This is a genomic window from Streptomyces sp. NPDC057950, from assembly GCF_042887295.1.
In the GTDB taxonomy this organism is placed as follows: domain Bacteria; phylum Actinomycetota; class Actinomycetes; order Streptomycetales; family Streptomycetaceae; genus Streptomyces; species Streptomyces kaempferi.
The window spans coordinates 1-12,285 of sequence record NZ_JBHVPP010000033.1 but is presented as its reverse complement, the minus strand read 5'-3'; the positions used below and the strand labels follow the sequence as shown (position 1 = coordinate 12,285).

At 71.4% G+C, this 12,285-nt stretch carries 6 protein-coding genes; 5 read left to right on the top strand and 1 reads right to left on the bottom strand.

The annotated features are described in order from the left end of the window. Window positions 1-229: 229 nt before the first annotated feature. From ACFVTC_RS38695 to serA, 5 genes are all read left to right on the top strand, one after another. A complete protein-coding gene (locus ACFVTC_RS38695) occupies window positions 230-3,256 on the top strand; it encodes a putative bifunctional diguanylate cyclase/phosphodiesterase (RefSeq protein ID WP_390133871.1) in 3,027 nt (1,008 codons plus the stop codon). Between the two features lie 237 nt (window positions 3,257-3,493). Beyond that, window positions 3,494-5,350: an acetolactate synthase large subunit gene (locus ACFVTC_RS38690; protein WP_390133869.1), complete on the top strand. Its 1,857-nt coding sequence runs from the start codon at window positions 3,494-3,496 to the stop codon at window positions 5,348-5,350. A gap of 21 nt (window positions 5,351-5,371) precedes the next feature. Further along, window positions 5,372-5,902 (top strand): acetolactate synthase small subunit, encoded by a 531-nt coding sequence (ilvN, locus tag ACFVTC_RS38685; RefSeq protein ID WP_148010603.1) that lies wholly within the window; start codon window positions 5,372-5,374, stop codon window positions 5,900-5,902. 115 nt (window positions 5,903-6,017) lie between these two features. Beyond that, the gene (gene ilvC, locus ACFVTC_RS38680) at window positions 6,018-7,016 is read left to right on the top strand and encodes a ketol-acid reductoisomerase (RefSeq protein WP_390133868.1); all 999 of its coding nucleotides are present in this window, start codon (window positions 6,018-6,020) and stop codon (window positions 7,014-7,016) included. Window positions 7,017-7,448: 432 nt separating this feature from the next. Then, window positions 7,449-9,038 (top strand): phosphoglycerate dehydrogenase, encoded by a 1,590-nt coding sequence (serA, locus tag ACFVTC_RS38675; protein WP_168530367.1) that lies wholly within the window; start codon window positions 7,449-7,451, stop codon window positions 9,036-9,038. Window positions 9,039-9,206: 168 nt separating this feature from the next. Here the strand turns inward: serA and ACFVTC_RS38670 are convergent, their stop codons facing one another. Next, a complete protein-coding gene (locus tag ACFVTC_RS38670; protein ID WP_390133988.1) occupies window positions 9,207-12,206 on the bottom strand; it encodes an ATP-binding protein in 3,000 nt (999 codons plus the stop codon). Between the last annotated feature and the right edge of the window lie 79 nt (window positions 12,207-12,285).

Here is a 12,285-nt window from a genome sequence, read left to right as displayed (position 1 = left end):
GCCGGGGATGGACATTCGGACTGCGAGGGGGGCGACGGGCGATGCACGGCCTATGGACGAACGATCCGACGCGGCGGGGCCGCCGACGACCCTGGCGCGCGGCCGCGCGCGGCCGAGCCCACGGCGGCCACGGCGGACATCATCACCGCAGGCACGGCGCCCGCAGGAGGCCTGCGCACCCAGCGTGCCCGGAGCAGCGGGACCCCGCTGTGCGGACCGGGTGGGACCGGTGAGTTCCCCCGGAGCGCTGCTGACCCGCCGTCCGGTACTCGGCGGTGGGACGGGTACGGTCTCGCAGCTCGCGCTGGCCGTGGTCTGCGCGGGGTACGCCGTCGGTTCCGCCCTCGGCTGGGGCTCGGCGAACCTGGCACTGATCATGGGCGACTTCGGGCTGAGCGCCGCCGCGGGCACCGCGGCCGTCTCCTGCTTCCTCTACGCCCACCACCGGCGCAGCCGCTTTCGACCCGCGTGGATGCTCTTCGCGGTCTCCTCCGCCATGGCCTCGCTGGGCAACGGCGTCTGGGGGTGGTACGAGATCGTCCTGGAGCGTCACGTGCCGAGCCCCAGCTTCGCCGACATCTTCTTCCTGTGCTTCGCGCCGCCGGCCATCGTGGGGCTGCTGGTACTCGCCAAGAGGCCGGTGACCAAGGCCGGTTGGATCTGCCTGGCACTCGACTCCTGGCTGATCGGCGGTTCCCTGCTCACGCTGTCGTGGAGTCTCGCGCTCGCCCAGGCGGCGAAGTTCGACGGCCCGAGCGTCGCGCACACCGCGCTCTCCCTGGCGTACCCCCTGCTGGACATCGCCCTGGTCAGCATGGTGCTGGCGCTGCACTTCCGGCGTTCCTCCCTGAACCGCTCGGCGGTGAACACCGCGATCGGCGCACTCGCCCTGACCGTGATGTGCGACGCCCTGTTCACCTCGCCCCTCCTTCACAACAACTACCACTCCGGGCAGCTTCTCGACGCGGGCTGGTTCGCCGGATCGCTGCTCCTCGCGTACGCCCCCTGGGCCGGCACCCGGCACGGACAGCCGGCCGCCGACGAACACGGCGGTAAGGTGCCGCGCGGGAACGGGCGGGACCGGAGCGGGCACGAACGGAGCGATCACGGAAGGGACGGCTACGGCGAGGACGGGTACGCGCGCGTGGTGCACGAACACATCCCGGACCGGCGGCCGGACGGCGGACACCCCGTGGGGCACCCCGTCCCGCAGGGCGCGGGCCACCACCGGTACGCGTCCCCCCGCCCGATCGCCGGATCGCTGGGCGCGCTCACGCCCTACCTGGCCGCCGCGGTCTGCACGCTGGGGATTCTCTACAACGTGCTCAACGGCCGCAGCGTCGACCGCGTGGTGCTCCTCACCGCGGGCCTGGTCGTGCTCGCCCTCGTGGTGCGCCAGGGCATCATGCTGCTCGACAACATCACCCTCACCCAGGAGCTGGCCCAGAAGGAGAACCACTTCCGCTCCCTGGTGCAGGGCTCCAGCGACGTCATCATGATCGCGGCGCCGAACGGCATCCTGAAGTACGTCAGCCCGGCAGCCGCGGGGGTCTACGGCCGCAGTGCGGAGGACCTCGTCGGCTCCGAGCTGGCCTCCCTCATCCACCCCGAGGACCTCGGCTGCGTGGTGCACGAGGTACGCCGCTTCCTGGCCGCCAGCCACCTGCAGGAGCCCACCACGCGCATCGAGTGCCGCTTCAGGTCCGGCGGGGGCGGCTGGCTCAACGTGGAGTCCACCGTCAACCGGCACCACGGCGGCCTCATCTTCAACAGCCGTGACGTGACGGAGCGGGTGCGCCTGCAGGCACAACTGCAGCACAACGCCGAGCACGACCCGCTCACCGACCTGCCCAACCGCGCCCTGTTCACGCGGCGCGTCCAGCAGGCCCTGTCCGGCCGCCGCTCCAGCGACCGCGGTACGGCCGTTCTCTTCATCGACCTCGACGGCTTCAAGGCGGTCAACGACACGATCGGGCACCAGGCCGGTGACGAGCTCCTCGTCCAGGCCGCCCGCAGACTCCAGGACTCGGTGCGGTACGGCGACACCGCCGCCCGGCTCGGCGGGGACGAGTTCGCGGCACTGATCGTCGGGGACGGCAACCGCGACCGTGCCGCGCGTGAGCAACAGATCATGGAACTCGCCGACCGGCTGCGGATCAAGCTCTCGCAGCCCTACGCCATCGACGGCAACGATGTCCGGGTTGCCGCGTCCATCGGCGTCGGCTTCGCCGAACCGGGCCTTGGGGCAGGCGAGTTGCTGCGCAACGCCGACCTGGCCATGTACCGCGCCAAGGCGGCGGGCAAGGGGCGCGTCGAGCTGTACGCACCCCAGATGCAGCAGGATGTCGTACGCAAGGCGGAGCTGGCGACGCGGTTGCGCTCGGCCCTCCAGGACGGCGAGTTCGCGCTGCTGCACCAGCCCGTGGTCTGCCTGGAGAACGGCCGGATCGCGACGGTCACCGCCCAGGCCCGCTGGCGTTCCTCCCAAGGGGTGCTCTTCACCCCCGCCGAGTTCCTGCGCGTCGCCGAGGACAGCGACCGCACCGCCGAGCTGGGCCGCTGGATCCTCGAGGAGGCGGTCGAACAGGCGGCCGAGCGGGCCGCCGCGGGGGTCACGGTGCCCGTCGCCGTCCGGATGAGCGCCCGTCGCCTGCTGGACCGCTCGGCGCCCCTCGGCTCCGTGGAGGCGCTGCTGACCCGGCACGGGCTCTCCTCGGGTGCCCTGATCGTCGAGCTGTCCGACGCCGATCCACGGGTCTCCCTGGACGAGCTGGAGCGCCGGCTGAACGCGCTGCGGAGGGTCGGGGTCCGAATCGCCCTGGACGGCTTCGGGGGCGGCTGCGCCGCGATCACGGCACTCAGAAGGCTCCCCGTGGACGTCCTCAGGCTCGACCGGGGCCTGGTCGAGGGCGTCGTCGAGTCCGCTCGGCTGCACAAGATCACCAGCGGGCTGCTGAGGATCGCCACCGACCTCGGGCTGCAGTCCGTCGCCGACGGCGTGGACCTTCCGGAGCAGGTCGTGGCCCTGCGCGCGATGGGCTGTACGCACGGTCAGGGGATGGCTTTCTCCGGGCCCCTCGACGAGTACCGGCTGCGCAGAGCGCTGTCCTCCGGCCACTACCCGGTCCCGCACGGGCCGGCCGAGCCCGCGTTCGCGGGAGGCGGCGCAGGGGTGTATACGAGTGGTGTGCCCGCTGTTCTCGGAGGCGGAACCGCCCTCCGCTCACATAATGAGACTCCCGTCCCACCTACTTGACAGTCGATGCGTGCCGGGGGGAGGGTCAATGCCATGCGCACCCGAATTCTCGTACTTGGAAAGCGCGTCGGCTGAAGCTGGTGATCACCGGACGGACCCGGAAGATCCAGCGACCCGCACCGGCGCGCTCCCCTCGCTTGCCTCACGGCACGAGGGGTTTTTTGTTGCACAGGTGACTGTCGACCGACAACCGCACATCGTACAAACCTCGCAAAAACCCTCAGCATCGAGAAGAGAATGACGATGACCGAGCAGGCCACCGGGGCCCATCATCCGCAGCCGCGGCCCCGTTCCGGAGGACAGCAGTCCGCGCCCGAACAGGTGACGGGTGCCAAGTCCCTCATCCGCTCTCTCGAGGAGGTCGGGGCCGACACGGTATTCGGCATTCCCGGCGGCGCGATCCTTCCGGCCTACGACCCGCTGATGGACTCCCGGCGCGTGCGGCACGTGCTCGTCCGGCACGAGCAGGGCGCGGGTCACGCGGCCACCGGTTACGCGCAGGCCACCGGCCGGGTCGGCGTCTGCATGGCGACCAGCGGCCCGGGTGCCACCAACCTGGTGACGCCGATCGCCGACGCGCACATGGACTCGGTGCCGCTCGTGGCGATCACCGGGCAGGTCGCGTCCAAGGCGATCGGCACGGACGCCTTCCAGGAGGCGGACATCGTCGGCATCACCATGCCGATCACCAAGCACAACTTCCTGGTCACCAGGGCCGAGGACATCCCGAAGACGATCGCGGAGGCCTTCCACATCGCCTCCACCGGCCGGCCCGGCCCGGTCCTCGTCGACATCGCCAAGGACGCCCTGCAGGCGCAGACCACCTTCCAGTGGCCGCCCGTCATGGACCTCCCCGGCTACCGGCCGGTGACCAAGCCGCACGCCAAGCAGATCCGCGAGGCCGCCAAGCTGATCACCCAGGCGAAGCGGCCCATCCTCTACGTCGGCGGCGGCGTCATCAAGGCGCACGCCACCGCCGAACTGAAGGTCCTCGCCGAACTCACCGGAGCGCCCGTCACCACCACCCTGATGGCGCTCGGCGCGTTCCCCGACAGTCACGAGCTGCACGTGGGAATGCCGGGCATGCACGGTGCGGTCACCGCCGTCACCGCGCTGCAGAAGGCCGACCTGATCGTCGCCCTCGGAGCCCGCTTCGACGACCGCGTCACCGGCAAGCTGGACAGCTTCGCCCCGTACGCCAAGATCGTCCACGCCGACATCGACCCGGCCGAGATCGGGAAGAACCGCGCGGCCGACGTGCCGATCGTCGGGGACGCCCGCGAGGTCATCGCCGATCTGGTCCAGGCCGTGCAGAAGGAGCACAGCGAGGGACATCGCGGCGACTACAGCGCCTGGTGGAGGGACCTCGACCGCTGGCGCGAGACGTACCCGCTGGGGTACGAGCAGCCCGACAACGGCTCGCTGTCGCCGCAGCAGGTCATCGAGCGCATCGGACAGCTCGCGCCGGAGGGCACGATCTTCGCCGCGGGCGTCGGCCAGCACCAGATGTGGGCCGCGCACTACATCCAGTACGAGAACCCCGCGACCTGGCTGAACTCCGGCGGCGCCGGGACGATGGGCTACGCGGTGCCGGCCGCGATGGGCGCCAAGGCGGGGCAGCCGGACCGCACGGTCTGGGCGGTCGACGGCGACGGCTGCTTCCAGATGACCAACCAGGAACTCACCACCTGCGCGCTGAACAACATCCCGATCAAGGTCGCCATCATCAACAACGGCGCCCTCGGGATGGTCCGCCAGTGGCAGACCCTCTTCTACAACCAGCGTTACTCCAACACCGTGCTGCACAGCGGTCCGAGCGCGGACGGCAAGCAGCCGAGCGCGGGCACCCGCGTCCCGGACTTCGTGAAGCTGTCGGAGGCGATGGGCTGCTACGCCATCCGCTGCGAGTCCCCGGACGACCTCGACAAGGTCATCGAAGAGGCGAACTCGATCAACGACCGCCCCGTCGTGGTCGACTTCATCGTCCACGAGGACGCCATGGTGTGGCCGATGGTCGCCGCCGGCACCTCGAACGACGAGATCATGGCAGCCCGGGACGTCCGCCCCGACTTCGGCGACAACGAAGACGACTGAGAAGAGAGCCGAGTCCGAACCATGAGCACCAAGCACACCCTCTCCGTCCTCGTGGAGAACAAGCCCGGTGTCCTCGCCCGGATCACCGCCCTGTTCTCGCGCCGCGGCTTCAACATCGACTCGCTCGCCGTGGGCATCACCGAGCACCCCGACATCTCCCGCATCACCATCGTGGTGAACGTGATCGAGGCGCTGCCGCTCGAACAGGTCACCAAGCAGCTCAACAAGCTCGTCAACGTCCTGAAGATCGTCGAGCTGGAGCCGGGCGCGGCCGTGCAGCGCGAACTCGTTCTGGTGAAGGTGCGCGCCGACAACGAGACGCGCTCCCAGATCGTCGAGATCGTCCAGCTGTTCCGCGCCAAGACCGTGGACGTCTCCCCGGAGGCCGTCACCATCGAGGCCACCGGCGGCAGCGACAAGCTGGAGGCCATGCTCAAGATGCTGGAGCCGTTCGGTATCAAGGAGCTCGTCCAGTCCGGCACGATCGCGATCGGACGCGGCGCGCGTTCGATCACGGACCGGTCGCTGCGCGCGCTCGACCGGTCAGCCTGAGTCCTGGAACGGGCGGCCGGTGACCGTCGGCCGCCCGTATGCCGAGACCGCGAAACTTTCCCTCCCCCGCCCGCCGTACGGTGGGACGCGACACCGCACACCAAGGAGAACCCCAGTGGCCGAGCTGTTCTACGACGACGACGCCGACCTGTCCATCATCCAGGGCCGCAAGGTCGCGGTCATCGGCTACGGCAGCCAGGGCCACGCCCACGCGCTGTCGCTGCGCGACTCGGGTGTGGACGTCCGTGTCGGTCTGCACGAGGGCTCCAAGTCCAAGGCGAAGGCCGAGGAGCAGGGCCTTCGCGTGGTGACGCCGTCGGAGGCCGCCGCCGAGGCCGACGTCATCATGATCCTGGTGCCGGACCCGATCCAGGCGCAGGTCTACGAGGAGTCCATCAAGGACAACCTCAAGGAGGGCGACGCGCTGTTCTTCGGCCACGGCCTGAACATCCGCTTCGACTTCATCAAGCCGCCGGCCGGAGTCGACGTCTGCATGGTCGCCCCGAAGGGTCCCGGCCACCTGGTCCGCCGCCAGTACGAGGAGGGCCGCGGCGTGCCCTGCATCGCGGCCGTCGAGCAGGACGCGACGGGCAACGGCTTCGCGTTGGCGCTGTCGTACGCGAAGGGCATCGGCGGCACCCGCGCCGGCGTCATCAAGACGACCTTCACCGAGGAGACCGAGACCGACCTGTTCGGTGAGCAGGCCGTCCTCTGCGGTGGTACCGCGGCGCTGGTCAAGGCGGGCTTCGAGACCCTGACCGAGGCCGGCTACCAGCCGGAGATCGCGTACTTCGAGTGCCTCCACGAGCTGAAGCTGATCGTCGACCTCATGTACGAGGGCGGCCTGGAGAAGATGCGCTGGTCGATCTCCGAGACCGCCGAGTGGGGCGACTACGTCACCGGCCCCCGCATCATCACCGACGCCACCAAGGCCGAGATGAAGCAGATCCTCGCCGAGATCCAGGACGGCACGTTCGCCCGGAACTGGATGGAGGAGTACCACTCCGGTCTGAAGAAGTACAACGAGTACAAGACCCAGGACGAGAACCACCTCCTGGAGACCACCGGCAAGGAGCTCCGCAAGCTCATGTCGTGGGTCAACGACGAGGCGTGAGCCGAACGGCCCAGGGGCCGGGGCGAACCGCTCCGGCCCTTCGGCCTGACCCTGGGTGATGCCCGTGCGCGCGACGTTGTACACACCGTCCAGCCACGGACGGGTGATCCTTCCACAGGGGCGCAAGAAGACCCCTGTTGCGGCACTACACTGCTGCACAACATACGCGTCAGGCCCACAGCGTCGTGCGTCTTCCACGCGGCTCGAGCGACCCCGAAGATCTGCAGGCACGCCCCCGCGCCGCCCGGCACGCACTCTCGCCGCACCGGTCACAGGCCCGAGTAGCTTCCGCTACGAGAGCCCCGTCCGGCAGACGAAGAGCACGCACCGGACGACGCGAGAACACACCCGCACCTCGCCGAGGCCGCTACATCCCTCCACTCGCCCGCGGCCGTCGGGACGGCCGTCCGCATTGGACTTGTGAGGACTCACGTGAGCTCGAAACCTGTCGTACTCATCGCTGAAGAGCTGTCGCCCGCGACTGTTGACGCCCTGGGCCCGGACTTCGAGATCCGGCACTGCAACGGCGCGGACCGTGCCGAGCTGCTGCCCGCGATCGCCGACGTCGACGCGATCCTGATCCGGTCGGCCACCAAGGTCGACGCCGAGGCGGTCGCCGCCGCGAAGAAACTGAAGGTCGTCGCACGAGCCGGCGTCGGCCTGGACAACGTCGACGTCTCCGCCGCCACCAAGGCCGGCGTGATGGTCGTCAACGCCCCCACCTCGAACATCGTGACCGCCGCCGAGCTTGCCTGCGGTCTGCTGCTGGCCACCGCGCGGCACATCCCGCAGGCCAACTCGGCGCTGAAGAACGGCGAGTGGAAGCGCTCGAAGTACACCGGCGTCGAGCTGGCCGAGAAGACCCTCGGTGTCGTCGGCCTCGGCCGCATCGGCGCGCTGGTCGCCCAGCGGATGTCGGCGTTCGGCATGAAGGTCGTCGCCTACGACCCCTACGTCCAGCCTGCCAGGGCCGCGCAGATGGGCGTCAAGGTCCTGTCGCTCGACGAGCTGCTCGAGGTCGCGGACTTCATCACCGTGCACCTGCCCAAGACCCCCGAGACGGTCGGTCTCATCGGCGACGAGGCGCTGCACAAGGTCAAGCCGTCGGTGCGGATCGTCAACGCCGCCCGCGGCGGGATCGTCGACGAGGAGGCGCTGTACTCGGCGCTCAAGGAGGGCCGCGTCGCGGGCGCGGGCCTGGACGTGTACGCGAAGGAGCCCTGCACGGACTCCCCGCTCTTCGAGCTGGACGAGGTCGTCTGCACCCCGCACCTCGGCGCCTCCACGGACGAGGCGCAGGAGAAGGCCGGTGTCTCCGTCGCCCGTTCGGTGCGTCTGGCGCTCGCCGGTGAGCTGGTCCCGGACGCGGTGAACGTCCAGGGCGGTGTCATCGCCGAGGACGTCAAGCCGGGCCTGCCGCTCGCCGAGAAGCTCGGCCGCATCTTCACCGCGCTGGCGGGCGAGGTCGCGGTCCGCCTCGACGTCGAGGTGTACGGCGAGATCACCCAGCACGATGTGAAGGTGCTCGAACTCTCCGCGCTCAAGGGCGTGTTCGAGGACGTCGTCGCGGAGACGGTGTCGTACGTCAACGCCCCCCTCTTCGCGCAGGAGCGCGGTGTCGAGGTGCGCCTGACGACCAGCTCGGAGTCCCCGGACCACCGCAACGTCGTCACCGTGCGCGGCACGCTCGGCGACGGCCAGGAGGTCGCGGTCTCCGGCACGCTGGCCGGTCCGAAGCACCTGCAGAAGATCGTCGCCGTCGGCGAGTACGACGTGGACCTCGCCCTCGCCGACCACATGGTCGTGCTGCGCTACGAGGACCGGCCCGGTGTCGTCGGCACCGTCGGCCGTGTCTTCGGCGAGGCGGGCATCAACATCGCGGGCATGCAGGTGGCCCGCGCGGCCGCGGGCGGAGAGGCCCTGGCGGTCCTCACCGTCGACGACACGGTCCCGCAGGGTGTCCTCAACGAGGTGGCCGACGAGATCGGCGCCACGTCGGCCCGGTCGGTGAACCTCGTCTGACGTTCGCCTTTCGAGGGCCGGGCCACCTTCGGGGGCCCGGCCCTCGGTCGTGCGCGCACACGGGAACGCGTCCACCGGGACCCAGGGGCGGACGACGCGGACGGCCCGGCGGCGGGGGACCGGCGGGTGCGGATCGACGGTGGCCGACCCGTGGGCGCGAACGGGCGCTCAGGCGGACGCGGTGGGCTCCGGCTCGATCAGGCCCTCGCGGTACGCGATGGTCACCGCCTCCGTGCGGCCGGCGGCGCCCAACTTGGCAAGGATGTTGGAGACATGGACGCTCGCCGTCTTCGCGCTGATGAACAGCTCCTCGCCGATCTGGCGGTTGGTGCGGCCACGGGCGAGCAGCCGCAGGACGTCGCTCTCGCGGGCGGTCAGAGCCGCGATGCGGTCCGCGGCGGACGGTGAGCCGGCGAGCCGGCCGCGCCGGATCAGGGCGTCCACCTCGTCGCGCAACGGCACGGCACCGAGCCGGTCGGCGGTGTCACGGGCGGCGCCGGCCTGCCCGGCGGCCTCCTCACGCCGGTCCGCGGCGAGCAGCGCCTCGGCGAACCGCCTTCGGGAGCGCGCCAGTTCGTACGGATCACCGTAGTCGAACGCGTTGACGGCCGTCTCCCACGCGGCGACGGCCCGCTCGTGCGCGGCGCCGTCCGTCCCCGGGCGCGCGCGCAGCCACTCCGCCTCGGCGCGGGCCAGCCAGGCGAGGCCTTCCGGGCCCTGCCGTGTCCCGTCCTCGCCCTTGGCTGCGGTGTTCCGGGCGACCTCCACCAGTTCGGAGGCGGTGGCCGCCCAGCGGAGAGCCCCGGCCTCGTCGCCGTCCCGACGCTGCCGTACGGCAGCGTCGGCGACCGCGGAGAGCGCGAGTGCGGCGAGCCGCACACCGATGTCGGGCCGCTCGTTGCCGGAACCGTCGCTGAGTGCCGCGAGGCTCTCGCGCATGGCCGCGACGGCGCCCTCCGCGTCCCCGCGCAGCGCCGCGGCGTCGGTCAGCACGATGCCCGCGACGAGTGAGGCCATCCAGTCGAACGGCCCCGTGAGCAGGGCGCGGGCCCGCTCGACGGCCCCCTGTTCGCCGCGCGCCAGGGCGACGTACAGGGCGGGGCCGGTGGCGAACCCGCCCGCCGGCGGCAGCCGTTCGGCGTCGGCGGCGGCCGCGCGGGCGCACTCGTCCCAGCGGCCCAGGGTGTAGAGGATCAGGGACTGGAGGTAGCGCAGCTCCAGCGCGTAGGGCGAGGACAGGAGTCCGGAGCGGCCCGCTCGCTCCAGTCCTTCGGAGAGCCAGGTCAGGCACTCGTCCAGCGCCCCGGACTCGTAGCACCCGATGGCCAGGTTGAAGAGCGCGCGCATCTCGACGGAGACGTTGCCCGCGTGCCGGGCGAGGTCGCGGGCGCGCCGCAGCCGCTCCCGGCCCCGGGGGGTCCGCCGGTTGCCGCCGGCCAGGCCGACGAGGGAGATGATCAGGTCGGCCTGGGCGTCGGGCAGCCGGAGTTCCTCGGCGGTGCGCAGGGCCTGCCGGGCGACACGCTGGGCGTCCTCGTCGTGGCCCATGTACCGCGCGGCCATGACATGGGTGGCCGCGGCCCACACCCAGGTGTGCGAGGGGGGCTCGGCCGGGATCATGGCGAGCGCCTCGCTGCTGTACGTGTAGGCGGCCTTCGTGCTGTCGACGCGTATCAGATTGCCCGCGAGGGTGTAGCGGACGCGGGCGGCGAGTTCCGAGTCGGCGTCCGAACCCGCTCGGGCGAGCGCGGCGCGGGTGAGGGAGACCGCCCGGTGGGCGTCGCCGGCGTGCGCGGCGGCCGCGGAGGCGCGCAGCGTGAGCGTCACGGGCCCGCACGCCGGCGGTCGCGCGGCGGGGTCCACCGCGGACCACAGTTCGAGCACGGCCTCCAGGTGGCGCAGCTCCTCGGCGGGCGCGCCGAGGACCTGGGCGTGGTCGGCGGCTTCCAGGGAGGCGGTGAGCGCGTCCGCCAGGTCGTGGCTCTCGCGCGAGTGGTGGGCGCGCTCGGCCGAACGGGCCTGCCCGGTGAGGAGTCCGGCGAACGTGCCGTGCAGCCGGACCCGCTCGCCCGGCAGCAGATCGGCGTAGACGGCCTCGCGGGTCAGGGCGTGCCGGAAGGAGTACGTGCCGTCCTCGCCCGGGACCAGCAGCTGTCGTCCGACGGCCTCGCGCAGCGCCGACTCCAGTGCTTCCTGAGGCAGTTGTACCGCGTCGTGCAGCAGTCCGTGCTCGACGCGCCGCCCGGCGACCGCGGCCGTGCGCAGCACCTGCTGGGCGGTGTCGGACAGTTGCTCGATGCGGATGAGGAGTACGTCGGCGAGGCCGCTCGGCATGGCGGGGGCGGCCGGGTCGACGTCTCCGGGCAGCGCGGCGAGCAGCTCCTCCGCGTAGAAGGCGTTGCCCTCGGCGCGTTCGACGATACGGCGGACGGTGGTGTCGGAGAGGGCCTCCGCCCGCAGGGCGCGCACCAGGCGGGCCACCTCGGAGTCGGCCATCGGGCGCAGTTCGAGACGGTCCACGGAGGGCAGCCGGACCAGTTCGGCGAGCAGGGGGCGCAGGGGGTGGCGGCGGTGCAGGTCGTCCGCGCGGTAGGAGGCGAAGACGGCCAGCCGGTGGGCCGGGGCACCGGGCGCCGCGTTCTGCAGGAGACCGCGGCTGAGGAGGAAGCGCAGGAGGTCGCGGGAGGACTGGTCGGCCCAGTGGAGGTCTTCGAGGACCAGGAGGAGGGGGGTGATGTCGGCGACGGCGGCCAACAGGGCGGCCACCCCGTCGAAGAGACGCAGACGGCCGCCGGTGTCCGTGGTGCCGTCGGGGGTGCCGGTGCCTGTTCCGGTGCCGAGCAGTCGGCCGACCGCCGGGTGGGCGGCGAACGCGGCCGCGAACCGCTCGTCCGCGGCGAGCATGCCGAGGATCTCGGTGAACGGGAGGTAGGGCAGGCCCACGTCACCGAGGTCGACGCAGTGGCCCGTCAGTACCGTCATGTCCGTGCGGGTGGCGTGGGCGGCGGCCTCCGTCAGGACGCGGGTCTTGCCGACGCCGGCGTCTCCGGAGACGAGTACGGCGCGGGGGGTGCCGTTCCTGGCCCGGTCCAGCACGTCGGTGAGCCGGGCGAGTTCGCTGTCGCGGCCGATGAATGGCGTGCCGAATGTCTGTGCCACGACCACCATCCTGGCACGCCGTACGCAGGTGCCCTCGCCCGAAGGGCTCGTCCTCGAACGCCGGACGCGCTGACTACCCAGCGCGTCC

Coding starts and splice junctions, on each gene's coding strand:
- ACFVTC_RS38690 (WP_390133869.1), top strand. CDS start 3,494: ATGACGATGACCGAGCAGGCCACCGGGGCCCATCATCCGCAGCCGCGG.
- ACFVTC_RS38670 (WP_390133988.1), bottom strand. CDS start 12,206: ATGGTGGTCGTGGCACAGACATTCGGCACGCCATTCATCGGCCGCGAC.
- ilvN (WP_148010603.1), top strand. CDS start 5,372: ATGAGCACCAAGCACACCCTCTCCGTCCTCGTGGAGAACAAGCCCGGT.